The 23,151-nt window shown below is 72.7% G+C and carries 19 protein-coding genes; 6 read left to right on the plus strand and 13 right to left on the minus strand.

The genetic code is table 11. The annotated features are described in order from the left end of the window. Nucleotide 1: 1 nt before the first annotated feature. Genes ACZ6R9_RS31060 through ACZ6R9_RS31075 form a run of 4 tightly spaced genes read right to left on the minus strand, consistent with a single transcriptional unit; the run spans nt 2 to nt 5,443 of the window. Nucleotides 2-1,783, minus strand: coding sequence for an IucA/IucC family protein (locus tag ACZ6R9_RS31060; protein ID WP_465541897.1), 1,782 nt, complete (start codon nt 1,781-1,783; stop codon nt 2-4). After that, the gene (locus ACZ6R9_RS31065) at nt 1,764-3,146 is read right to left on the minus strand and encodes a lysine N(6)-hydroxylase/L-ornithine N(5)-oxygenase family protein (RefSeq protein WP_465541899.1); all 1,383 of its coding nucleotides are present in this window, start codon (nt 3,144-3,146) and stop codon (nt 1,764-1,766) included. The genes ACZ6R9_RS31060 and ACZ6R9_RS31065 overlap by 20 nt, the downstream gene beginning before the upstream one ends. Before the next feature lie 6 nt (nt 3,147-3,152). Further along, a complete protein-coding gene (locus ACZ6R9_RS31070) occupies nt 3,153-3,791 on the minus strand; it encodes a GNAT family N-acetyltransferase (RefSeq protein ID WP_380486975.1) in 639 nt (212 codons plus the stop codon). Beyond that, nucleotides 3,683-5,443 carry an IucA/IucC family protein gene (locus tag ACZ6R9_RS31075; RefSeq protein ID WP_465541901.1) on the minus strand — a complete coding sequence of 587 codons (1,761 nt, stop codon included), beginning with the start codon at nt 5,441-5,443 and terminating at the stop codon, nt 3,683-3,685. Before ACZ6R9_RS31075 ends, ACZ6R9_RS31070 begins: the two co-directional genes overlap by 109 nt. Before the next feature lie 254 nt (nt 5,444-5,697). On the opposite strand from ACZ6R9_RS31075, the gene ACZ6R9_RS31080 reads away from it, so the two are divergent. Beyond that, on the plus strand, nt 5,698-6,780 hold the full coding sequence (locus ACZ6R9_RS31080) for a trypsin-like serine peptidase (RefSeq protein ID WP_465541903.1): 1,083 nt from the start codon (nt 5,698-5,700) through the stop codon (nt 6,778-6,780). A gap of 59 nt (nt 6,781-6,839) precedes the next feature. Further along, nucleotides 6,840-8,000: a trypsin-like serine peptidase gene (locus ACZ6R9_RS31085; RefSeq protein ID WP_380486862.1), complete on the plus strand. Its 1,161-nt coding sequence runs from the start codon at nt 6,840-6,842 to the stop codon at nt 7,998-8,000. A 67-nt stretch (nt 8,001-8,067) separates the two neighbouring features. On the opposite strand, the gene hflX is transcribed toward ACZ6R9_RS31085, so the two are convergent. From hflX to miaA, 5 genes are all read right to left on the minus strand, one after another. Then, complete coding sequence (gene hflX / locus ACZ6R9_RS31090) at nt 8,068-9,567, minus strand: GTPase HflX (RefSeq protein WP_380486860.1); 1,500 nt, start codon at nt 9,565-9,567, stop codon at nt 8,068-8,070. Between the two features lies 1 nt (nt 9,568). Further along, entirely contained in the window at nt 9,569-11,881 is a 2,313-nt protein-coding gene (locus tag ACZ6R9_RS31095; protein WP_380486858.1) for a RelA/SpoT family protein, read from the minus strand. 176 nt (nt 11,882-12,057) lie between these two features. Beyond that, nucleotides 12,058-12,936 carry a diaminopimelate epimerase gene (gene dapF, locus ACZ6R9_RS31100; RefSeq protein WP_465541906.1) on the minus strand — a complete coding sequence of 293 codons (879 nt, stop codon included), beginning with the start codon at nt 12,934-12,936 and terminating at the stop codon, nt 12,058-12,060. A 192-nt stretch (nt 12,937-13,128) separates the two neighbouring features. Beyond that, nucleotides 13,129-13,614 carry a hypothetical protein gene (locus tag ACZ6R9_RS31105; protein WP_380486854.1) on the minus strand — a complete coding sequence of 162 codons (486 nt, stop codon included), beginning with the start codon at nt 13,612-13,614 and terminating at the stop codon, nt 13,129-13,131. A gap of 253 nt (nt 13,615-13,867) precedes the next feature. Continuing rightward, the gene (miaA, locus tag ACZ6R9_RS31110; protein WP_465541908.1) at nt 13,868-14,836 is read right to left on the minus strand and encodes a tRNA (adenosine(37)-N6)-dimethylallyltransferase MiaA; all 969 of its coding nucleotides are present in this window, start codon (nt 14,834-14,836) and stop codon (nt 13,868-13,870) included. Between the two features lie 118 nt (nt 14,837-14,954). Here miaA and ACZ6R9_RS31115 point away from each other — a divergent pair, with 118 nt between their 5' ends. After that, nucleotides 14,955-15,167, plus strand: a complete 213-nt coding sequence (locus ACZ6R9_RS31115; protein WP_380486850.1) for an antitoxin — start codon at nt 14,955-14,957, stop codon at nt 15,165-15,167. Between the two features lie 29 nt (nt 15,168-15,196). Here the strand turns inward: ACZ6R9_RS31115 and ACZ6R9_RS31120 are convergent, their stop codons facing one another. Beyond that, the gene (locus ACZ6R9_RS31120; protein ID WP_380486848.1) at nt 15,197-15,889 is read right to left on the minus strand and encodes a class III extradiol dioxygenase subunit B-like domain-containing protein; all 693 of its coding nucleotides are present in this window, start codon (nt 15,887-15,889) and stop codon (nt 15,197-15,199) included. Between the two features lie 271 nt (nt 15,890-16,160). Further along, nucleotides 16,161-17,642, minus strand: a complete 1,482-nt coding sequence (gene miaB / locus ACZ6R9_RS31125) for a tRNA (N6-isopentenyl adenosine(37)-C2)-methylthiotransferase MiaB (protein ID WP_465541951.1) — start codon at nt 17,640-17,642, stop codon at nt 16,161-16,163. A gap of 71 nt (nt 17,643-17,713) precedes the next feature. Between miaB and ACZ6R9_RS31130 the strand changes: the two genes are divergently transcribed. Then, entirely contained in the window at nt 17,714-18,748 is a 1,035-nt protein-coding gene (locus ACZ6R9_RS31130) for a TAXI family TRAP transporter solute-binding subunit (RefSeq protein WP_380486846.1), read from the plus strand. Between the two features lie 33 nt (nt 18,749-18,781). On the opposite strand, the gene ACZ6R9_RS31135 is transcribed toward ACZ6R9_RS31130, so the two are convergent. Together ACZ6R9_RS31135 and ACZ6R9_RS31140 are read right to left on the minus strand one after the other, a co-directional pair. Beyond that, nucleotides 18,782-20,212 carry a sensor histidine kinase gene (locus ACZ6R9_RS31135; RefSeq protein WP_380486844.1) on the minus strand — a complete coding sequence of 477 codons (1,431 nt, stop codon included), beginning with the start codon at nt 20,210-20,212 and terminating at the stop codon, nt 18,782-18,784. A gap of 6 nt (nt 20,213-20,218) precedes the next feature. After that, a complete protein-coding gene (locus ACZ6R9_RS31140; protein WP_380486842.1) occupies nt 20,219-20,965 on the minus strand; it encodes a response regulator transcription factor in 747 nt (248 codons plus the stop codon). A 424-nt stretch (nt 20,966-21,389) separates the two neighbouring features. Between ACZ6R9_RS31140 and ACZ6R9_RS31145 the strand changes: the two genes are divergently transcribed. Both ACZ6R9_RS31145 and ACZ6R9_RS31150 read left to right on the plus strand, forming a co-directional pair. Then, nucleotides 21,390-22,118, plus strand: a complete 729-nt coding sequence (locus ACZ6R9_RS31145; RefSeq protein ID WP_380486971.1) for an amino acid ABC transporter ATP-binding protein — start codon at nt 21,390-21,392, stop codon at nt 22,116-22,118. Between the two features lie 89 nt (nt 22,119-22,207). After that, complete coding sequence (locus ACZ6R9_RS31150; protein ID WP_380486840.1) at nt 22,208-23,122, plus strand: glutamate ABC transporter substrate-binding protein; 915 nt, start codon at nt 22,208-22,210, stop codon at nt 23,120-23,122. Nucleotides 23,123-23,151: the final 29 nt, after the last annotated feature.

Below are 23,151 nucleotides of genomic sequence, written 5' to 3' on the forward strand. Positions count from 1 at the left end.
CCTACGGGGCCGGGGTGACAATCCGCTGCGGTCGGGCCGGGAGGTGCGCGGTGCTGTGCAGCGGGTTGTCGACCTGGCCGTGGACGGCGGCGTGCGGGCGGTCCGGGCGGTCGCGGTAGCCGTCGAGCAGCAGCCGGTTGCGGTTCAGGCAGAGCCGGTCGATCCGCGGCGCGAACAGGTCGAACAGCTTGTGCCGGTCGGCGAGTTCCGGGAAGCGCCGCTGGCAGTCCCGGATCCGCTCGGTCAGCAGCTCCCAGAACTCGGCTTCGGGGAGGCCGAGTTGTTCCTCCAGCAGGGGCGCGAGGTAGCGGTAGACGCCGATGAACAGCCCGGAGTGCAGGAACTGGCACAGGTAGTCGGGGTTCTCGCGCAGCAGCACCTCGCCGATCCCGTCGGGCAGGTCGGCGAGTTCCGGCAGCGGCTGGTCGCTGATGTTGACGTCGTCGACGAAGTCCTTGACGGCCAGCCGGACGGGGACGTCCTGCTGGTCGAACACGATGATCGCGTTCTCGCCGTGCGGGGAGAACACCAGGCCGTAGCGGTACAGGAAGTGCAGCAGTGGCGGCAGCATCACCGCGAACAGCCGCTCGACCCAGGCGCGGACGTCCAGGCCGGAGCGGGCGACGAGTTCGGCGGTCAGCGCGCGGCCGTCGGAGCCGGTCTGGAGCAGCGCGGCCAGGGTACGGCCGCGTTCGCCCTCGTCGAGGTGGCGGCCGAGCGGCTCGCGCCAGATCGCGCCGAGCAGTTCCTTGTACTGGTAGGGCGCGTCGGGCAGGTCCCGGTACAGCGGGTGTTCGACGGTGACGGAGGCGATCTCGCCGAGCAGGATCACCCGGCATTCCTCGCGCAGGTACGGGTCCTGGTCGCGCAGCCGCTGGATCCAGGCGGTGACGGCGGGCGCGGCGAGGGCGCGTTCGGTGGGCAGGCCGCGCCAGACCAGGGTGTTGAGGATGGCGAGCGGCAGTTTGACGGTGCACCGGTCGGGGCGGCTGAGGTTGAAGAACGACCGGATGGACTGCTGGGGCAGCCGCAGGTCGCCGTCGGTGGGCAGTGGGACGATCTCGCCGCTGGCGATCCACGGCGCGAACAGGCCGACCACGGTTTCGTCCCACTGCCAGGGGTGCACCGGCAGCAGCCAGAACTCGTCGGCGCGTGCGCCGAGTTGGGCGCGGAACGCGGGGTCGAGTTCGGTCTGGTAGATGGTCTCGTCGCCGCGGAAGGCGGCCAGGTTCTTGTGCACGGCGAGCCACGGCAGGGTGCGGGGCAGCCGGGCCTCGGGGGCCCAGCCGGCCGCGTCGTTGGCGGAGAAGCCGAGCCGGCCCTTGTTGGCGACGATCCACGGATGGCCGGTCTGCCGGCCCTCCAGTGCCGCGTGGTCGAGGTCGGCGAGTTCGGCGGCGGTCAGCGCGGTGGCCCGCAGGTGGGCGTCGGCGATCAGGGTGGCGGTGAGTTCGCGGACCAGGTGGCCGGTGGTGTCGCCGCTCAACTTCAATGTGTGCCGGGCCTGTTGGAGGAATCTCAGCGGGTCTTCGCCGCCGGTTATCGACCCCGGATCGACCTGCCAGCTGCCGTAGGCGCCCCGGCGGGCGGTGAACCGGTAGTCGGCGTCGGGGAGTTCGAGCAGGTAGTGGTCGCGGTCGCCCTCCGGCCGGGGGTGCAGCAGTTCCTCGTAGGAGAATTCGCCGAGCAGCTTGGCCAGCATGGCGCGTGCGGCGTCCTGCCAGTGTCCGGTGGTGAGCTGGGGCGGCAGGTGGAGTGCGGTGTCAACGGCCGGCTGCGGCACGCTCGTTCCCTTCCTGGGGTCGCGGAAGCACCGGGGCCGGGGCGGGCCCGGGTGCGAAGGTGGTCCAGGCGGTGCGGTGGGGCAGCGGGTGCAGGGTCTTGCCCGCGACGGCGTTCAGGATCACGGCGGCGCGGTGCGCGCCGAGCCCGAGGTCCGGGGTACCGACTCCGTGAGTGTGCAACTCGGCGTTCTGGACGTACAGCCCCCCGGTGAGTAGCTGCCGGGTGGCGACCCGGTGGTCGAGGTCCACCCGGTAGCGGCCCTGATCGTCCCAGTCGATCAGCTCGGCGATCGGGTCGAGCAGGGCGGGGCGGTGCGCCCGGTAGCCGGTGGCGAGCACCACGGCGTCGGTGCGGACCAGGTGGTGGCGGCCGGAGTCGGTGTGCCGGCAGTGCAGTTCGAGTCGGCCGTCGGCGCCGGGTCCGGCTTCGGTGACGGCGGTGCCGGGGAGGATCTCGACGGGTTCGGCGTCGATCGGGCGGCCCACGGTGCGCTCGTACAGGTGGTCGTGGATCTCGGCGAGGGTTTCCGCGCTGGCCGCCTTGTGCAGCTGCCACTGGGCGGGCACCAGGGCGTCCCGGACGGGCTCGGGCAGGCCGTGGAAGTAGCGGGTGTAGTCGGGGGTGAACTGTTCCAGGCCGAGCTTGGAGTACTCCATCGGGGCGAGCGCCCGGGTGCGGGTCAGCCAGCGCACCCGGGTGCCGTCGCCGGCGTGTCGGCGCAGCAGGTCGAGGAACACCTCGGCGCCGGACTGGCCGGAGCCGACCACTGTGATGTCCCGTGCTCCGTCCAGCTTTTGCCGCTCGGTCAGATAGTCGGCGGAGTGCAGCACCGCCGGGTGGTGGCGCAGCGCCGCGAACGCCTCGGGGCGGGCGGGTTCGGTGCCGACGCCGAGCACCAGGTTCCGGGCCGGGTGCACCCGGCCGGCCGCGTGCACCCGGTAGTGCTGCTGCCGGGCGTCCCAGTGGACGGCGTCCACGGGGCTGTCGAAGCGGCAGTTGGGGAGCCGGTCGGCGGCCCAGCGGCAGTAGTGCTCGTACTCGCGGCGCGGGAGCTGGAAGCGTTCACTGAAGTAGAAGGGGAACAGCCGCTGTTGGTCGCGCAGGTAGTTGAGGAACGACCACGGGTTGGTGGGGTCCACCAGGGAGACCAGGTCGGCGAGGAACGGGACCTGCATCCGGGCGCCGTCCACCAGCATGCCGGGGTGCCAGCGGAATTCGGTGCGGGCGTCGAGGAACAGCGCGCTGACGGTGTCGGCCCGGTCGGCGAGCGCGGCCAGCGAGAGGTTGAACGGGCCGATGCCGACGCCGATCAGGTCGTACGGCTCGGGCTGCTGGCCTGTCCTGTCGTCGTGGGAAGTCATGGCGTCCTAGCTCTCGGGCCGCGGTCGGATCATCAGGGCGGCGCGTTTGTCGGGGAGGTCGAGGTCGGCGGCGCGGGTGAATCCGGCGGCGGTGAACGCCCGGACGGAGGGCGTGTTGCGGACGTCGGGTTCCGCGAGCACCCGGGTGCAGCGGGGTTCGTCCCGCAGCAGCCGGGCGGCGATCGCGTCGAGCAGCAGGGTGCCCAGCCCCCGGCCGCGGGCGGCGGGGGCGAGCAGCAGGTGGATGCCCAGGTCGTACGGGCGGGCGGGGTAGTGCGCGGCCAGCGGGTCGAGGTCGGCGCGGTACAGCTCGAAGTAGCCGGTGGGTTCGCCGTCGAGCAGGGCGAGGACGGGGCGGCTGCGGCCGTCGCCGTCGAGCTGCCCGGCGAGGTGCGCGGCGGTGGTCTCGGGCGGGCCCGCGAGGGCCCACCAGCGGTCGGTCTCCGGGTCGTTCATCCAGCCGGTGAGCAGCTCCAGATCGGCGCTCAACCGCACGGTGCGCAGGACGAGTTCACCGGCACTGGTGGCGATGGGCCTCACGCCCCGGCCACCGGGTTGGCGATCTCCACGTACACCGACTGGGTCTCCACCGGGCCGACCAGTTCGTCCAGTCCGTGCAGCCGGGTCAGCAGGTTGGCCTTGCAGCGCAGGGTGGGGGCGTCCAGCAGGTGGGCGGGCAGTGCGGAGCCGGTGGCGGTGGCGGCGGGGCCGGCCAGGAAGCGGCGCAGCGCGGCCAGTAGCAGCTGTTCGTCGGCGAGTTGCTGGGAGCCGAAGGCGCCGATCAGGCCGAGCACGTGGTTGATGCCGAGGTAGTAGGCGAAGCGTTCGTCGGCGACGGCGTCGGGGACGAAGGTGTCGCTGTGCGCGCCGAGTTCGGGCAGCAGCCGGTGCAGCCGGTCGGCGTGCGAGCTGCGGAAGTAGTAGCCCTGGTTGTCGCGGTAGCGGCCGCCGGTGGGCCAGCCCTGCGGGTCGAGCAGGACCAGGCTGTTCTGCTGGTGGGCCTCCAGCGCGATGCCGGCCTGCCCGTCCAGCCAGAGGATCGGCAGGACCACGGCGTCCAGGTAGCGCAGGAACCACTCGGTGGCGACGGTCGCCGCGGGCCGGCCGCTGCGGGCGGCGAGTTCGCCGATCAGCTGGGCGAGTTGCGAGCCGTCCGGGGCGACGGGCTGTTCGGCGACCAGACCGGCCACGCACAGCGCCCGGTCGGCGGGGCCGAACGGCAGCTGCCGCAGCACGGTGTCCAGGCCGTTGGGGTCGCCCAGCGCGGGGTGGTCGACGCCGATCCAGGCCGGGTCGCGGACGATGTCGAAGCCGGGGTGGGCGGCCTGCCACTGCCGGGCCAGGCCGGCTTCCAGCAGGCGGTGCACCTCGACGCCGCGGTGGAGTTCCTTGCGCAGGTTCTCCCGGCGGGAGTTGGTGATCCGCAGCCCCAGCGAGAGTTTGAGCATCCACGGGGTGCCGGGCCGGCAGACGGTGCGCACCGAGCTGGTGGGGTGCCAGGGCTCGCCGTGCTGGCCGAGGTCGGTCAGCAGGCCCTGCTCCAGCAGTTCGGCGACGGCCGGGCGGAGGGTCAGCTCCCGGGCCTGCCACGGGTGCAGCGGCAGGGCGGCGGTGCCGGCGGGCAGCGGGCGGCCGTACAGCTCGGCGGTGAGCCGCTCGGCGGGGGCGCCGGCGGCGGAGTCCGCGGCGAGCAGGCTGCGGTCGACGGCCCACCAGTGCAGCCGGAAGGAGCCGTGCAGCTCCGGCGAGTAGGCGGCGGACTGGGCGGGGCCGAGGCCGTCGCGGCTCTTGGGGGTGGGGTGCAGCGGGTGGCCGAGCAGCAGCGACTGTTCGGCGCGCAGGAACGGGTCGGCGGGGGCGGCGGTGAGCGCCCGGCGGTGGGCGAGGATCTCGGCGGTGCGGCCGACCGAGTCGGCCACCCGGGAGGTGAGGTCGGCGAGCTGGCCGGGTTCGGGGCGGCCGGTGGCGCCGGCCACCAGGGCGGCGACGGTGACGGCGTCCACCGGGTGCTCGGCGTTGCCGGTGGAGACGGTGGCGGGGCCGAACCGGTGCCAGCCGCAGGCCGACCAGTGCCGCACCGGCGCGGACAGCTGGGCCGCGCCGCCGAGGACGGGGATGCGCAGCAGGTCGCCCTCGGGGCGTTCGGCGGCGGTCTCCCGGGCCCAGCACCGCAGCAGGCTCTCGGTGGCGGCGTGTTCGGCGGCGACGGCCGGATCGGGATGGAGCAGCAGGTCCGGGGTGGGGTGCCCGGCCGACGGCCGGGCGACCGGGAGAACCTCGGTGAGGATGGTGGACAAATCCGCTCCTTGAGCCGCGCGATTGCCTTCGGGTAAGGGTTACCTATCCCGGCGGGCAGGGCACAAAGTCGGCTCACCCGTTCCGGTGAGTTTTCGTCGATCATCCGCGCAGCGGCCGACCGGCTGGGATCCTGACGGACCGTCACCATCACGGTTCGGTGACCGGACGCCAACAGGACCGCACCGCCCGCCGGTGGCCCGCGCCCGAATGAAAGACTGTCCCGGGGGAACGGACCGTTTCAGGGGGGTTGAGAGTGAGGGCACGGGGGGTGCTGGCGGCGCTGACCGCGGCCGTGCTGCTGGGCGGAGTGGCCGGCTGCGGTTCGGACGGCGGCCCGGGCGGGGACGGGAACCCGCACAGCTTCGCCGAGTTGAAGCACTGGGGGTTCGCCGAGTGGGACCGCTGGGCGCAGCGGCACAGCTTCCGCAATCCGGTGGTGGCGGGCGCGTGGAGCGCCGAGACGATGGACCAGGCGCCGCCGCAGCAGCCCGCGCCGGCGGCTGCCGAATCGCCGGCGGCCGAATCGCCGTCACCGTCCGCGAGCAGCGGGCCGGGGCCGCTCCCGGCGGTCGCCGCGCAGCCGGTGCCGCGGCCGTACACCAGCTATCCGGCGTCGGGGAAGGTCTTCCTGACGGCGCCGAACGGCGGCACCGGCCAGTGCTCGGCGACCGTGGTGGCCGATCCGGCGAACCCGGGCCACAGCAATCTGGTGTGGACGGCCGCGCACTGCGTGCACGGGGGCAAGGGCGGCGACTGGTACAAGAACCTGGTCTTCGTCCCGGCGTACAACAGCTCGGGCGCGGCCAGCGACCACCACCGGGCCTCGCTCGCCGAGATCGCCCCGCTCGGGCAGTGGTGGGCGGACAAGGTGATCACCTCACCGCTGTGGACCACCGAGGGCACCAGGGGCGGGGACGCCGCGAACCAGTACGACTTCGCGGTGATCAAGGTGCGCGGCCCGGAGGGCGAGAGCCGCTCGCTGGAGGAGGTGCTCGGCACCGCCGTGCCGGTGTGGTTCGACGCGCCGCGCGAGCAGCTCGCGATCCAGGCCTGGGGCTATCCGGCGGTCGCGCCGTTCGACGGGCAGGAGCTGGAGCGCTGCGACGCCGGGCGCCCGGCCTCCCGGAGCTTCGACGCCACCCGCCCGGCGATGCTGGTGATCGGCTGCACCATGACGGCCGGCGCCTCCGGCGGCGGCTGGTTCGCGGACGGCCCGGACGGCCGCCAGCGGCTGGTCAGCAACACCTCCATCGGCACCCAGGCGCACACCACCCTGAACGGCCCCTACCTGGAGGGCGTGGCCCGCCAGGCCCTCGACTACATCTCCCGGAAGTGACCGCCCGTCACCTCCGCACGACCTTCTCGACCGAACGACGACCACGGGGGGAATCACCCATGACCAGCCAGCACCGCACCGCACGCCGTGTGCGCTCCGCCGCCGCGGCCGCCCTGGTGACGGTACTCGCCGTCACCACCGCCGCCTGCCAGAGCCAGAGCAAGACCGCGAACGCGGCGCCGCCGGCAAGCAACAGCTCCGGGCAGCCGGGCGTCGATGTGAAGGACATTCAGGGCGCCCTCGCCAAGGTCTCCAGCTGGAGCGCCTCCGACTGGGCCGACTGGGCCTCCAAGAACGGCTTCAAGCCGGAGGATCTGGAGGCGATCAAGGCCTTCTGGGACCAGAAGAAGGTCTCCGGCGCGCAGGGTGTCAAGGTCGACAAGCCGAACACCAAGCAGTGGCCGTCGCTGGCGAATGTGGTCTTCCCGAAGACCATCCCGGCCAAGGCGCAGCCGCACCCGTACAGCGCGGACACCGCGGTGGTCGGCAAGATCCTCTTCGAGTCCCCGGAGGGCGGCATGGTGTGCTCGGGCACCGTGGTGTCCGACCCGAGCCACCCCGGCAAGAGCAACCTGGTGTGGACCGCCGCGCACTGCGTGCACGGGGGCAAGGGCGGCGACTACTACAAGAAGCTGGTTTTCGTCCCCTCCTACAACAAGTCCGGTGCGGCCAGCAACGGCAAGGGCAAGAGCGCCACCCGTGAGCAGATCGCCCCGCTGGGCGTCTGGGCGGCCCGCTCGCTGTACGTGATGCCGCAGTGGACGACCCAGAAGGAGGGCCACAGCGGCAGCGCGATCAGCCAGTTCGACTTCGCGGTGGTCCGGGTGGCCTCGCAGGACGGCTCCAGCCGTTCGCTGGAGGAGACCGTGGGCGGTTCGATGCCGATCTGGTTCGGCGCCCAGCCGGGCGAGATCACCTCGGCGTCCTCGTACGGCTACCCGGCCGACGAGCCGTTCGACGGCCAGGAGTTGGAGCACTGCGACTCCGCCGTCAAGCCGACCCCGTTCGTCTTCGACTCCTCCCGGCCGCCGATGCTCGCCATCGGCTGCGACATGACCGGCGGCGCCTCCGGCGGCGGCTGGTTCACCAAGCACGACGGCAAGACGGTGCTGTTCTCCGACAACTCGATCGGTGACGACACCTGGATGGCCGGACCCAACCTCGGCCCGGACGCCAAGCGGATGTTCGAGGCCTTCCTGCAGGACAAGAGCGGGCAGTAGCCCGGACATGCGGACGGCCCGAGGCGGGAGCTCCCGCCTCGGGCCGTCCGTCGTTCGTGCGCTGCGGCTACGCGGTGACGACCGCGTACCGCTCCAGCTCGGCGGCCAGCACCGCCGCCACCTTGGCGTGCAGCAGCGTGCCCTCCGCGGTGTGCTCGGCGCTGATCAGCTCGCCCTCCGCGTGCACCCGGGAGACCAGGTCGCCGCGGGTGTAGGGCACCAGGACCTTGACCTCCACCGCGGGGCGGGGCAGTTCCTCGTCGATCAGGGCGAGGAGTTCCTCGATGCCCTGGCCGCTGCGGGCCGAGACCACGATGGCGTGCGGCTCGCGGCGCAACAGCCGCTGGAGCACCGCCGGGTCCGCGGCGTCCGCCTTGTTGATCACCACGATCTCGGGCACGTTCTGCGCCTCGACCGAGACGATCACCTCGCGCACGGAGGCGAGCTGCGTCTCCGGCTCCGGGTGGGAGCCGTCCACCACGTGCAGGATGAGGTCGGCGTCGGCGACCTCCTCCATGGTGGAGCGGAACGCCTCGACCAAGTGGTGCGGCAGGTGCCGGACGAAGCCGACGGTGTCGGCCAGGGTGTACAGCCGGCCGCTCGGGGTCTGCGCGCGGCGGACCGTCGGATCCAGGGTGGCGAACAGCGCGTTCTCCACCAGGACGCCGGCGCCGGTGAGCCGGTTGAGCAGCGAGGACTTGCCGGCGTTGGTGTACCCGGCGATGGCCACCGAGGGCACCTGGTGGCGCCGCCGCTCCTGCCGCTTGGTGTCGCGGCCCTTCTTCATCTCGGCGATCTCCTTGCGGAGCTTCGCCATCTTCTCGCGGATCCGCCGCCGGTCGGTCTCGATCTTGGTCTCACCGGGACCACGAGTGGCCATACCGCCGCCCGAGGTGCCGGAGCCACCGCCACCCATCTGCCGGGACAGCGACTGACCCCAGCCGCGCAGGCGCGGCAGCATGTACTGCATCTGCGCGAGCGAGACCTGCGCCTTGCCCTCCCGGGACTTGGCGTGCTGGGCGAAGATGTCCAGGATCAGCGCGGTGCGGTCGACGACCTTGACCTTCACCACGTCTTCCAGGTGGATCAACTGACCGGGCGTGAGCTCACCGTCGCAGACCACGGTGTCGGCGCCGGTGGAGGCGACCAGGTCGCGCAGCTCCTTGGCCTTGCCGGAGCCGATGTAGGTGGCCGCGTCGGGCTTGTCACGGCGCTGGATCACGCCGTCCAGGACCTGGGAGCCGGCCGTCTCGGCGAGCGCGGCGAGCTCGGCCATCGAGTTCTCCGCCTCCTCCAGCGTGCCGTCCGTCCACACGCCGACGAGCACCACGCGCTCCAGGCGGAGCTGGCGGTACTCGACTTCGGTGACGTCCTGCAGTTCGGTGGAGAGGCCGGCGACACGCCGGAGCGCGGCACGCTCGGAACGGTCGTACTGCTCTCCGTCGTAGTTGCCGAGGCCCTCGTCGATCGCCGCGAGGTCCTCGTCCATCAGGGCTTCCGCCTTGAGGTCGGCGAGGCGGTTGGCCGACTCGCTCGATCGGGTGCGGCTGTCGAACGTGGAGGTCATTTCATCCTTGGATCGATCGGGTGATGCTCTCGGACAACACGGCGGAACCGCCGTGAATTCCCCACGATGGTCGCACGCCCGCTGTACCCGAGTCATCCCTTTTACCAGCCGCCGCGGCGGCCCCCGCCACCGGCCCCGGCACGGCCCGCTCCGCCCCGGCCACCGGCGCCGGGGCCCGGCCGGGCAGCTCCTCGGGCCCGCCCGGCCGGTACACGTCGTACACGCCGGACACCCGGAGCATCGCCCGCATCACCGCGGGCAGCTTGGCGGCGTCGGCGAGCTCCAGGGTGTAGCTGTGCCGCACCCGCAGCTGGCGGGGCGGCTCGACCTCGGCGGAGAAGATCGACACGCCCTCGCCGGAGATCGCGGCGGTCAGGTCGGCCAGCAGCCGGGGCCGGTTCAGCGCCTCGGCGTGCAGGGTGGCCCGGTAGCCCCACTGCGGGGCGCCGCCGGGCAGCCAGCGGACGGCGACCGCCCGGCGGCCGCCGCGCAGCATCCGGGTGCCGGTCGAACAGCCCGCCCGGTGCACCGCGACGGCCCCGCCGCGCAGCACGATGCCGGTCGCCTCGTCGGGCGGCACCGGCGTGCAGCAGCGCGCCAACCGGACGGCGGCGCCGGGCAGTTCGGGCACGTCCGCGGGCGCGCCGGGGGCGGCGGCGGGCGGCGCGGGCGGTGCGGCGGCAGGTACCGGGGCGTCGCCCGCGGGCGGCCGTTCGGCGGCGGGCGCGGGCAGCGGTCCGGCCGCCAGCCGGCGCTCGATGGCGAGCCGGGCGGCGGGGGTGCGGACGTACTCCAGCCACTCCGGGTCGGGGCCGCTGTCCTCGCCGGGCGGGGCGGTGAGCAGGCCGAGCACGTCGCCGTCGCGCAGTTCGGTGGAGAGCGCGGTGAGCCGGCCGTTGATCCGGGCGCCGATGCAGCGGTGGCCGGTCTCCTCGCCGATCAGGTAGGCGGCGTCCAGACAGCTGGCCCCGGCGGGCAGGTGCAGGGTGGTGCCGTCCTCGGTGACGGCGGTGATCTCGCGGTCGTCGCGCAGGTCGGCGGTGAGCGCGGACCAGAAGGCGTCCGGGTCGGGGGTGTCCTGCTGCCACTCCAGCAGCCGGGCCAGCCAGCCGGGGCGGGCCGGGTCGGTGCGGTCCTCGGGGTCGTCGGCGGCGCCCTGCCGGTCGGCGGTGCGCGGGTCGCCGAGCGCGACCACGCCGGTCTCGGCGACCTCGTGCATCCGCCGGGTGCGCACCAGGACTTCGATCACCTCGCCGCCGGGCAGCGCCACCGCGGTGTGCAGCGACTGGTACAGGTTGAACTTGGGGGCGGCCACGAAGTCCTTGAACTCGCCGGGCAGTGGCGTCCAGCAGGTGTGCAGCTCGCCGAGCACCGCGTAGCAGTCGGCGTTCTCCTCGACCACCACCAGCAGCCGGCCGAAGTCGGCGGGCCGCAGCCCGGTGCCGTCCGGGCCGGCCCCGCGCTTGATCATCACCCGGTGCAACGAGACCAGGTGCCGGGGGCGGACGGTGACGGCGGAGGCGATCCCGGCCTCGGCGAGCTGGCGGCCGAGTTCGGTGGCGAACGGGGCGAGCACGCCGTCCGACCGGCCGCCGGCCACCGCGCCGGTGCGCTCGTACTCCTCGGGGTGCAGGGTGGCGAACACGATGTCCTCCAGCTCCGCCTTCACCACCTGGATGCCGAGCCGTTCGGCGAGCGGGATCAGCACGTCCCGGGTGACCTTGGCGATCCGCACCTGGCTGGCCGGCTTCATGTGCCGGATGGTGCGCATGTTGTGCAGCCGGTCGGCGAGTTTGATCACCATCACCCGGACGTCGTCGCCGGTGGCCACCAGCATCTTGCGGAAGGTCTCGGGTTCGGCGGCCGCCCCGAAGTCGACCTTCTCCAACTTGGTGACGCCGTCCACCAGATACGCGATCTCCGGCCCGAAGACCTCGCCGACCTGATCGAGCGTCACCTCGGTGTCCTCGACGGTGTCGTGCAGCAACGAGGCGACCAGGGTGGTGGTGTCCGCACCGAGCTGGGCGAGGATCATGGTGACGGCGAGCGGGTGGGTGATGTACGGCTCGCCGCTCTTGCGGGTCTGCCCGCGGTGGCTCTCCTCGGCGACCCGGTAGGCCCGGGCCAGCAGCGCCAGGTCGGCCTGCGGGTGGTGCACCCGATGCGCCTGCACGATCGGTTCGATGGCGTCGGGGACGGGCGTCCGCCCGGTGGCGAGCAGCGCCGCCCGGCCGGCCCGGCCGAGCGCCGCACGGCTGAAGCGGCTCGCCTGCTGCTTGGACGGCGAGCCCGCCAACTCGGAGCGGATGGTCATCTGCACCTCCGGCAGCAACACCGGAGCGACGGCCGACCCGGTGGTCCATGCTACCGAGCACAGCAGGTTCGGCGAGCCCCCGCTTCCGCTCTGCCACCGGTATCACCCGAACGGGGGGATTAGCCGGATACCGGCCTGGGAAGCGGGCGCTGACGGCCCGTCGGGCTGACCTGCCGTTACACCAGTACGCCCTCGGCGACGATCACGGCGGGGCCGGTCATCTCGATCCGGCCGTCGGGGAACTCCTCGATCACCAGCCGCCCGCCGGGCAGGTCGACCGTCCAGCTGACGGCCCGTCCGGTGTCCGCCGGGTCCAGGCCCGCGCGGCGGATCGCGGCCACCGCGACCGCGCACGCGCCCGTCCCGCAGGAGCGGGTCTCGCCGGAGCCGCGCTCGTGCACCCGCATCGCCACGTGCCGCTCGCCGCGGTCCACCACGAACTCCACGTTCACGCCCTGGGGGTACACGCCCCGGGGCGCGGTGACCGGCGCGGCGTACAGGTGCCCGGCGTGCGCGAGGTCCTCCACGAACGCGACCGCGTGGGGATTGCCCATGTTGACGTTCAGCGCGGGCCAGCTGCGCTCGTCGACGGTGACGGTGATGCCGTCCGGGCCGGGCAGCACCGCGCGGCCCATGCCCACGGTGATCTCGCCCGGGGTGCCGTCGGCCGCGTCCTCGGCGATCCGCACCTGCTTCACCCCGGCCCGGGTGGCGACCGCCAGCTCGCCCGGCTTCGCGTGCCCGGCGTGCACCAGGTAGCGGGCGAACACCCGCACCCCGTTGCCGCACATCTCGGCGATCGAGCCGTCCGCGTTGCGGTAGTCCATGAACCACTCGGCCTGCCCGGCCATCCCCGCCGCATCCGGCTCGGCCGCCGAGCGCACCACCCGCAGCACCCCGTCCGCGCCGATCCCGGCCCGCCGGTCGCACAGCGCCGCGACCGTGGCCGCCGACAGCTCCAGTTCACCGTCCGGGTCGGGGACGATCACGAAGTCGTTCTGGGTGCCGTGCCCCTTGAGGAAGGCCGTTCCGCTGATTCCGCTGCGCTCGCTCACACCGCCGATGGTAACGGCCGGTCGAGGCCAGGGCCTGTCCGGTCGATCTTGTCGGATCAGCGTGCGTTGTCGGGCGCCCGGCTGGGAGTGCCGGCGAACCGTCCTCGTACTGGGTGTACTTGGATGGTTTGCCGGTGCTTCCAGCCGGGATGATCCGGCGGCGCGCGCCCGGCAAGATCGGCCGGACAGGCCCTAACCGCGCAGGTGGACGACTCGCCAGACGGCCAGCGCCAGGGCGAGCGCCACCAGCAGGGTGTAGACCACGATGGCCTTCCAGCCGGCCCGCTCGGAGCTGCCCCGGCGCGGCACGCCCGGCCACTTGTAACCGGCCCGGCGGGCGGCCATCGCACCCCAGCCGACCGAGGCGGCGGTGATCAGCAGGCCGAGCATCCCGATCATCGCGGTCGCGCCCTCGCTGCCGAAGGCCAGCGGGAAGGCGAACATCAGCGAGCCGAGCATCACCGTCCCGGCGATCGGCAGGATCTGCCACCAGCGCAGCCGCCGGCGCGGCCGGATGTCCCGCACGTGCACCACGCCCGGCGCGGTGGCCAGGTCGTCGATCGCGGGCAGCGCCACCGCGTACGAGGTGGTCGGGACGGCCAGTTCGGGCAGCGTCTCGGAACCGTCGGACACGTCGCCCAGCAGCTCATCGGTTTCGGGGCCGGTACCCGTTGACACGCGGCCTCCCCTGACGGCTCGACGCGAGCTCCGGAGCTCGCGGGCGGTGAGGCCGGCCCGCGTGCCGGGCCTCGGTGCTACCGATGATGGCACGCGGCAAGACCCGGACAGGGCGTCCCACGGGGTGATCGGGTGATCCGATGCCAGGACGTGATCCGGTCGTGACCGCCGGTACCTCCTGCACCTGCGTCTGCCGGTGCAGCTGCCCGGGCGACTGGCCTGATCACGCCCCTGGGCAGCCGAAATCCGCCGGTCAGCCGGTGTCGCCGGGACGTTCCGGGCGGTCGATCAGTTCCATTGCACGGCCCAGGAGTTCGACCGGATCTGCGCCCTCCGGGCGGTCCAGCCAGTGGATCCGGTCGTCCCGCCGGAACCACGACTCCTGGCGCCGGGCGAACCGCCGGGTGGCCCGCACGGTCTCCGCCCGGGCCTCCTCCTCGGTGCACTCGCCGGCGAAGAACGCCAGCACCTGCTGGTAGCCCAGCGCCCGGCTCGCGGTCAGCCCCTCGCGCAGCCCGACCCGCTCCAGCTCCCGCACCTCGTCCACCAGGCCGGCCTCCCACATCCGGTCCACCCGCAGCTCGATCCGCCGGTCCAGCTCCGGCCGCGGCACCTGCACGCCGATCTGCACCGCCTCGTACACCGCGCGCTGCGTCGGCAGGTTCGCGGTGAACGGCTGCCCGGTGATCTCGATGACTTCCAGCGCCCGGACGATCCGCCGCCCGTTGCTGGTCAGGATCGCCTCCGCCGCCGCCGGGTCCAGCTCGGCCAGCCGCCGGTGCAGCGCCCCCGGGCCGACCCGCTCCAGCTCCTCCTCCAGCCGGGCCCGCACCTCGGGGTCCGTACCGGGGAACTCCATCTCGTCGATCGCCGCCCGCACGTACAGCCCCGAGCCGCCCACCAGCACCGGCACCCGGCCGGCCTCCAGCAGCCGGTCCATCTCGGCCCGGGCGAGGCGCTGGTACTCGGCCACCGAGGCGGTCTCGGTCACCTCCCAGATGTCCATCAGATGGTGCGGGATGCCGCCGCGCTCGTCCTCGGTCAGCTTGGCGGTGCCGATGTCCATGCCCTTGTACAGCTGCATCGAGTCGGTGTTCACCACCTCCCCGCCGAGCTCACGGGCGATCGCCACCGCCAGATCGGACTTGCCGGCCGCCGTCGAACCGACCACCGACACCACCCGGCGCGGATGTACAGGAGAAGAAGAGGAGGAACCGCTCACCCCACCAGTCTCCCAAAACCCAGGCACCTCTCGTGTCGCGGCCTCGTTGACCGGGGAAGATCAGCTATGTCTGGTACCGGTCTGACACGAAAAGCGAGGAACGCACTCCATGGGCCTTATGGACAATCTCAAGGGCAAGGCCGAGGAACTCAAGGACAAGGCCAGCGAACTGGCCGGAAAGCACGGCGACAAGATCGACAGCATGGTGGACAAGGCCGGCGAGACCATCGACAAGGCCACCAAGCACAAGTACAGCGAGAAGATCGAGAAGGGCGCCTCGGCCGCCAAGCACGCCCGCGACGACTTCGCGACGAAGCCGAAGGACGACTGAAACCCCGGGCCGTGGTGGTCTGCTGGCGCTCAGCGCCAGGAGGCCACCAGGTAGCCGACACCGTACGGGGCGTCCTCGTAGCGCAGCTCACCGCCGAGCGACGCGCCCTCCGCCGCACCCGCCAGCACCTGCCACGGGGCCCGGCCCTCCGCGAGCAGCTCCGCCGAGAGCTCCGCGTCCAGCCCGGCCAGCGCCTCGACGTCCGCGGCACCCAGCGCCGCCGCCACCGCCGCGTCGTAGCCCTCGGCCCGCTCGTCCAGGTACCCCGGGGCCTTCACCGAACGCCGGGCACTGCCATCGCCCAGCACCAACAGGCCCACCCGATCGGCGAGTTCGGCCAGCCCCCGGCCCAGCCCCAGCAGCCGCTCGGCAGCCGTGTCCGTCCGCACCGCGACGGCATGCGTCGGCACCTGGACGCCCGCCTCCTCCAGCAGCCACGCCCCCACCGTCAACGCCGGCGAGAGCTCCGGGCCGTCCACCCCGCCCAGCGGCAGCCGCACCGCCTTCGGCACGCCGTACCGACGGAACGACCCCGCCCCGCCCTCGGTCCACACCCCGGCCTTCTCGCCCGTCCCCACCACGACGACAAGCTCCACGTCCGCGAGCCCCCGCACCGCGTCCAGACACGCCCCCCGCAACGCCTCCGCCTCCCCCGCGGCCCCCACCGCGACCTCGGGCACGAGCAACGGCGGACAGGGGCACACGGCGGCGGCAACAAGCATGTCGATCACTTTAACCAGTGAGGGCAACAACAGGGGCGCGGGGAACTGCGTGGGTGCGAAACCAGGGGCGGGGGGGGGGGGGGCCCCCCCCCCCCCCGGGGGGGGGGGGGCCCCCCCCCCCCCGGGGTAGGCCCCCCCCGCCCCGCCCCCCCCTCCGCCCAACAACCCGGGCGGGGGCACCGCCGTGGGCCCCCACCCGGGGGCGCGTGGGGGTACCTCCCGGCCCGCCAGGGCTGGGAGGTACCCCCACGCGCCCCTGTTCTCGCACCCGTCAGCCGCAGCCGCCCGGCGCCGCAGGCAGCGGTGCCGGGACGCCGATCGACGGGAGGCCCAGCATCACGCCGGCCGGCTTCGTCGCGGGCGCGGCCTGCCGCCGCTCCCACGCGTCGCCCGCGCGGGTGCGGCGGACGCCGAGGGCGGGGCCCTCCGCCAGGAGGTGGTGCGGGGCGGCGTAGGTGATCTCGACGGTCACCATGTCGCCGGGGCGCACGCCCCCCTCAGGACGCGTGAAGTGAACCAGCCGGTTGTCGGGCGCGCGCCCGGAGAGGCGGTCCGTGCGGTCGTCCTTCTTGCCTTCGCCCTCGGCGACCAGGATCTCCAGCTTCCGGCCGATCTGCTTCTTGTTCTCCTCCCAGGAGATCTCCTCCTGGAGGGCGATCAGCCGGTCGTAGCGCTCCTGCACCACGGCCTTGGGGATCTGGTTCTCCATCTCCGCGGCGGGCGTCCCGGGCCGCTTGGAGTACTGGAAGGTGAAGGCGTTGGCGAACCGGGCCTCGCGGACCACGTGCAGGGTCTGCTCGAAGTCCTCGTCGGTCTCGCCGGGGAAGCCCACGATGATGTCGGTGGAGATGGCGGCGTCCGGCATCGCGGCGCGGACCTTCTCGATGATCCCGAGGAAGCGTTCCTGCCGGTAGGAGCGTCGCATCGCGCGCAGCACGGTGTCGGAGCCGGACTGGAGCGGCATGTGCAGCTGGTGCATCACGTTCGGCGTCTCGGCCATCGCCGCGATCACGTCGTCGGTGAAGTCCTTCGGGTGCGGCGAGGTGAAGCGGACCCGCTCCAGCCCCTCGATCTCCCCGCATGCCCGCAGCAGCTTGGAGAACGCCTGCCGGTCGCCGAGGTCGGAGCCGTAGGCGTTGACGTTCTGGCCGAGCAGGGTGACCTCGACGACGCCCTCGGCGACCAGTGCCTCGACCTCGGCGAGGATGTCGCCGGGCCGGCGGTCCTCCTCCTTGCCGCGCAGGGCGGGGACGATGCAGAAGGTGCAGGTGTTGTTGCAGCCGACCGAGATGGCGACCCAGGCCGCGTAGGCGGACTCGCGCCGGGTGGGCAGGGTGGAGGGGAAGGTCTCCAGCGAGTCCAGGATCTCGACCTGCGCCTTCCGCTCGATCGCGGCGCGTTCCAGCAGGGCGGGCAGGTGGCCGATGTTGTGGGTGCCGAAGACCACGTCGACCCAGGGGGCCTTGCGGACGATGGTCTCGCGGTCCTTCTGGGCGAGGCACCCGCCGACGGCGATCTGCATGCCGCGGTTGGCCTGCTTGGCGGGGGCGAGCCGGCCGAGGTTGCCGTACAGCTTGTTGTCGGCGTTCTCGCGGACCGCGCAGGTGTTGAAGACCACCAGGTCGGGTTCGCCGTCGCCGGCGGCCTTGGTGTAGCCGGCCTCCTCCAGCAGCCCGGACAGGCGCTCGGAGTCGTGGACGTTCATCTGGCAGCCGTACGTGACGACCTTGTAAGTTCGCAAGCTCTCCTCCATACCCACAGAGCAAGGGTACGGGCAGCGACAGGGGCCTCCCGCCGGGCGGTCGCGGCTGGCAGTATCCCTGCATGGCTGCTTCGACCGATCCGCCCAGAACCACCGGTGCCGTGCTGCGTTCCGCGGTGCGCAGTCCGCTGGTGCGCGTGCTGGCGGTGCTGTTGCTGGTGGTGGCCGGTGCGGGTGGGTGGTGGGTGGCCTCGGCGCGGGCCGGGTCGGGGCTGCGCGGGGAGGCGGCGTTCGCGACCGGGGTTCCGCGCGGGGTGTACGACCGGTACGGGGTGCTGCTGAAGGACTCGATGCGGTCGGCGATGCCGGGGGTGAAGGTCCGGCTGGACAACTCCCAGGGCTCGTTGGAGAACCTGGAGCGGCTGGTGTCGGGCCAGGACGACTTCGCGATCGCCACGGCGGACGCGGTGGCGAGCTTCCTGAAGAGGGACCAGCCGAAGCCGGAGCTGCGGGCGATCGCCCGGCTGTACGACGACTACATGCAGCTGGTGGTGCCGGCGGATTCGCCGGTGCGCAAGGTGTCGGACCTGCGCGGGCTGCGGGTGGGGGTGGGCCAGGACAAGTCGGGTGTGAATCTGGTGACCAGGCGGCTGCTGGAGGCGGCGGGCCTGGACCCGGACACGGACGTGCAGCCGAGGAAGCTGGGGGTGGGCGAGGCGGCGGACCGCTTGCAGGCGAAGCAGCTGGACGCGTTCTTCTGGTCGGGCGGTCTGCCGACGGCGGCGCTGACCGACCTCTCGGAGCACACCCGGATCCGGATCGTGCCGATGGGCGAACTGTCGGACCCGCTGCACCAGTTGGAGGGCGGCGGGATGGACGCGTACCGGGCGGCGACCATCCCGGCGGACGCCTATCCGCTACTGGAGCCGCTGCGCACGCCGGTGCCGACGGTGGCGGTGCCGAACCTGCTGGTGACCCGGGCGGACGTGGACCCGGCGCTGGTGGAGGCGCTGACCCGGGTGGTGATCGACAGCCGGGACCGGATCGGCGGCGAGGTGCACGCGGCGCAGCTGGTGGACCTGCGCACCGCGGTGTACACCGACCCGCTGCCGCTGCACGAGGGCGCGAAACGCTATTACCAGTCCGTGAAGCCCTGAGGCGCTGTTTACAGCTTTTACCGCGCCCCGACCTCAGCGCCGCTTCCGGCGCGGCACGGTGAGCAGCACGCTCAGCCCGTTCGGTTCGGCGGGTGCGAAGCCGAGGCTGCCGCCGCCGGCCAGCAGCAGGGTGCGGGCGATGGAGAGGCCGAGGCCGGAGCCGTCGACGTTCTGGTGCCGGGAGGAGCGCCAGAACCGGTCGCCGATCCGGGCGAGTTCCTCCTCGGTGAGGCCGGGTCCGGCGTCGGTGACGGTGGCGGTGACCTCGTCCTTGGTGATGGTCAGGCCGACCCGGACGGCGCTGCCGACGGCGGAGAACTTGAGCGCGTTGTCGAGGACGGCGTCCAGCGCGCTGCCGAAGCCGATCGGGTCGGCCCAGGCGTGCGCCATCGGCGGTCCCTGCCACTGGAGCCGGACCTGGCGCCGGTCGGCGAGGGGCTGCCAGGCGTCGGTCCGGGTGCGGACCAGTTCGGCCAGGTCGACGGGTTCGGGTTCGGGCCGGGAGCCTTCGGCGGTGGCGAGTCCGAGCAGGTCGTCCAGGACGCGGGCGAGCCGGGCGCCCTCCTCGCGGACGGCGGCGAGCTCCTCCTCGCTGCCCTCGGGGAGGGCGAGTCCGATCAGTTCGACCCGCAGCAGCAGCGCGGCCAGCGGGTTGCGCAGTTGGTGGGAGGCGTCGGCGACGAAGGCCCGCTGCTGGTCGATGGCGAGCACCACGTGGTCGGCCATGTCGTTGAACGAGCGGGCCAGGCGGCGCAGTTCGGGCGGTCCGCCGCTGGGGGCGACCCTGGCGCCGAGCCGGCCGGTGGCGATGTCGTGGGTGGCCCGGTCGAGGGTGCGGACGGGGCGCAGCACCCAGCCGGTGAGGCGCATGGCGAGCAGGATGGCGACGATCATGGCGAGCGCCTCGCCGCCGGCCAGCACCAGCCAGCGGTGCAGGATCCGGGCGCGCAGGGGCCCGGTGGGCGATTCGGTGAGCACCACGGCGACCACGTCGCCGTCGCGGACCACGGGCAGCGCGACGGTGAGGGTGCGGTCGCCGGTCCACGGCCACACCTGGGGCGGGTTGTGGCTGCGGCGGCCGGCCAGCGCCTCCCGGTAGGCCTGGGCGCCGGGACCGTCCTCGGGGGCTTGCCAGCTGTCGGGGGCGATGGCGACGGCGCTGCCGTCGCGCTGGAAGACGCCGATCCGGGCCCCGTACAGCTCGCGGTAGCGGGCGGCTTCGCTGGTCAGGGCGTGCAGCCGGCCGCTGTCGCCGGGGACGGGCTGCGGGTCGCCCTTGACGGCGCTGGTGCTGGCGCCGCCCTGGGTGGGCAGGTCCTGGGCGAACCGGGCGGCGTCGTCGATCCGGTCGACGACGACCTTGGACTGCTCGGACGAGGCGATCAGGTAGGCCAGCGGCGCTCCGAGGGCGGCGAGGACACAGGCCATCAGGGCGATCAGGATGCCGAGCAGGCGGTTGCGCACGGCGGGTCAGCGCTCCGCGGCGTCGCCGGCCGACCCGGCCGGGCCGTCGGGGCTGCCCGGGTCGTCGGGGATGAGCCGGTAGCCGACGCCGCGGACGGCCTCGACCAGGCCGGGCAGGCCGAGTTTGGTGCGCAGCGAGCCGATGTGGACTTCCAGGGTGCGGCCGTTGCCCTCCCAGCCGGAGCGCCAGACCTCGCTGAAGATCTGCTCGCGGCGGTAGACCACGCCGGGGCTCTGGGCGAGCAGCGCCAGCAGGTCGAACTCCTTGCGGGTGAGCGGCACATCGCGTCCGTTGACGCTGACCCGGCGGCGTTCGCGGTCGATCTCGACGCCGCGGGAGGCCAGCGGGCCGTCGAACTCGGGGCCGCTGTCCTCGGCGGTCCTGGGGGTGCCGCGACGGGCCACCGCGTGGATGCGGGCGAGGAGTTCGCCCATGTCGTACGGCTTGACCACGTAGTCGTCGGCGCCGAGGTTGAGCCCGTGGATGCGGGAGCGGATGTCGGCGCGGGCGGTCACCATGATGACCGGGACGGCGCTGCCGGCCCGGATCCGGCTGCACACCTCGAAGCCGTCGCGGTCGGGCAGTCCGAGGTCGAGCAGCACCACCCGGTAGGGCTCGCTGCCGTCCGGGACGAGCGCGTCCAGCGCTTCGTGGCCGCTGCGGGCGTGCCGGACCTGGAAGCCGTGCCGGCCCAGCACCGCGACCAGGGCGGCGGCGACGCGGTCGTCGTCCTCGACCAGGAGCAGGCGCATCGGGCTCCTTCCTGCGGTGTTCGTCGGTGTGCGTGCGGGCCGCCGGCCCGGTAGCCGTCGGCGGGTGGGCGGCATGGCGCGGTCCGACGTGGGACCGGGCCATCCTGGCATCCACTCCCATCCGACGTCACCAGGTCAACCGCATCGGCCGGTCCGTTACCGCTCCGGTATTCGGCGTTCGGTGACTACCCGGCGTAGCCGAACCGTGATCCTCAAGTTCAGCTCAGATCGGCTGACTGGACGTCGTGTACCTGCCTAAAGTCGCCCCGTTCGGGGGGCCGAGGGCTCCGCCGGCTCCGGGCCCCCGAACATCACACGGACCATCACCGGCTCTGCGGACCAAGCGAGTTGGCCCCGGGTTCGGAGGACGAGGGAGCGGACGGCGATGACCGAGAACAGTGCCGAGCTGCGCGAAGCCGCGCCGCTGGTGGCCATGCGCGGGGTGAACAAGCACTACGGCGCCCTGCACGTGCTGCAGGACATCGACCTGGAGATCGCCCAGGGTGAGGTCGTGGTGCTGATCGGCCCGTCCGGCTCCGGCAAGTCGACGCTGTGCCGCACCATCAACCGGCTGGAGACCATCGACTCCGGGACGATCGAGGTGGACGGCCGGCCGCTGCCGGCCGAGGGCCGCGAACTGGCCCAGCTGCGTGCCCAGGTGGGCATGGTGTTCCAGTCGTTCAACCTGTTCTCGCACAAGACCGTGCTGGAGAACGTGGTGCTCGCCCAGGTGAAGGTGGGCAAGGTCGCCAAGGCCGAGGCCGAGAAGACGGCCCGCGAGCTGCTGGACCGGGTGGGCGTCGGCGCCCAGGCCGACAAGTACCCGTCGCAGCTGTCCGGCGGCCAGCAGCAGCGCGTGGCGATCGCCCGCGCGCTGGCGATGAACCCGAAGGTGATGCTCTTCGACGAGCCGACCTCCGCCCTCGACCCGGAGATGGTCAACGAGGTGCTGGAGGTGATGCGTTCGCTCGCCGCGCGGGGCATGACCATGGTCGTGGTCACCCACGAGATGGGCTTCGCCCGCTCCGCGGCCAACCGCGTGCTGTTCATGGCGGACGGCCGGATCGTCGAGGAGAACACTCCCGACGCCTTCTTCACCGCGCCGCGCTCCGACCGCGCCAAGGATTTCCTGTCCAAGATCCTGCAGCACTGATTCCCGCAGTCGATCAAGCGTCAGCAATCGTCAGTTCGCAGTGGCCCGGAGCCTGCCGTGGCCCCCCACCCGAGGAGAAGAACGACCGCATGAAGGCCCGTCGCACCGTTGCCGCTGCCCTGTCCGTGCTCGCCCTGACGGCCGTCGCCGCCTGCGGCAAGGACGGCTCCCCCGCCGAGACCGCCCCAAACGGCTCGGCCGCCCCGCAGCTGCCGACCTACACCGTCAAGACCGACGTCAAGCTGGACGGCTCTCCGGCGTGGACCGAGGCCAAGAAGCGCGGCAAGCTGAAGATCGGCGCCAAGGCCGACCAGCCGTTCCTCGGCTTCGAGGACGTGCAGACCGGCAAGCGCAGCGGCTTCGACATCGAGATCGCCAAGATGATCGCCGCCGACCTCGGCTTCTCGGCCGACCAGATCGAGTTCTCCTCCATCGCCTCCGCCAACCGTGAGACCTCCATCTCCGGCAGCCAGGTCGACTACTACGTCGGCACCTACTCGATCACCCAGACCCGCAAGGACAAGGGTGTCGCGTTCGGCGGCCCGTACTACATCGCCGGCCAGTCGCTGCTGGTGAACAAGGACAACACCGACATCACCGGTGCCGAGACCGTCAAGGACAAGTCGGTCTGCACCGCCACCGGCTCGACCTCGATCGGCAACATCCAGAAGTACGGCGCCAAGGTCACCCAGTTCGACACCTACTCGCTGTGCGTGGAGAAGCTGCTGACCAAGGAGGTCGACGCGGTCACCACCGACGACTCCATCCTCAAGGGCTACGCGGCGAAGAACCAGGGCAAGCTCAAGGTCGTCGGCACCCCCTTCTCCGAGGAGCGCTACGGCGTCGGCCTGAAGCAGGGCGACGCGGTGCTGCAGAAGGCGATCAACGACGCCCTGAAGGCGCACGAGGACAACGGCGACTGGAAGAAGGCGTACGACGCCACTCTCGGTCTGTCCGGCTCCGCCGCGCCGAGCATCCCGGCCCTGGACCCGATCGCCGGCTGACGCCCGGTCAGACCCCACTACTGAGAAAG

Source organism: Kitasatospora sp. NPDC048662 (genome assembly GCF_055587065.1).

What these genes read in the sequence shown, in the direction of transcription:
- hflX (WP_380486860.1), bottom strand. Translation starts at nt 9,567, where the DNA reads ATGACCTCCACGTTCGACAGCCGCACCCGATCGAGCGAGTCGGCCAAC.
- ACZ6R9_RS31130 (WP_380486846.1), top strand. Translation starts at nt 17,714, where the DNA reads ATGGCTGCTTCGACCGATCCGCCCAGAACCACCGGTGCCGTGCTGCGT.
- ACZ6R9_RS31140 (WP_380486842.1), bottom strand. Translation starts at nt 20,965, where the DNA reads ATGCGCCTGCTCCTGGTCGAGGACGACGACCGCGTCGCCGCCGCCCTG.
- ACZ6R9_RS31065 (WP_465541899.1), bottom strand. Translation starts at nt 3,146, where the DNA reads ATGACTTCCCACGACGACAGGACAGGCCAGCAGCCCGAGCCGTACGAC.
- ACZ6R9_RS31095 (WP_380486858.1), bottom strand. Translation starts at nt 11,881, where the DNA reads ATGACCATCCGCTCCGAGTTGGCGGGCTCGCCGTCCAAGCAGCAGGCG.
- ACZ6R9_RS31115 (WP_380486850.1), top strand. Translation starts at nt 14,955, where the DNA reads ATGGACAATCTCAAGGGCAAGGCCGAGGAACTCAAGGACAAGGCCAGC.
- ACZ6R9_RS31120 (WP_380486848.1), bottom strand. Translation starts at nt 15,889, where the DNA reads ATGCTTGTTGCCGCCGCCGTGTGCCCCTGTCCGCCGTTGCTCGTGCCC.
- ACZ6R9_RS31150 (WP_380486840.1), top strand. Translation starts at nt 22,208, where the DNA reads ATGAAGGCCCGTCGCACCGTTGCCGCTGCCCTGTCCGTGCTCGCCCTG.
- ACZ6R9_RS31085 (WP_380486862.1), top strand. Translation starts at nt 6,840, where the DNA reads ATGACCAGCCAGCACCGCACCGCACGCCGTGTGCGCTCCGCCGCCGCG.
- miaB (WP_465541951.1), bottom strand. Translation starts at nt 17,642, where the DNA reads ATGGAGGAGAGCTTGCGAACTTACAAGGTCGTCACGTACGGCTGCCAG.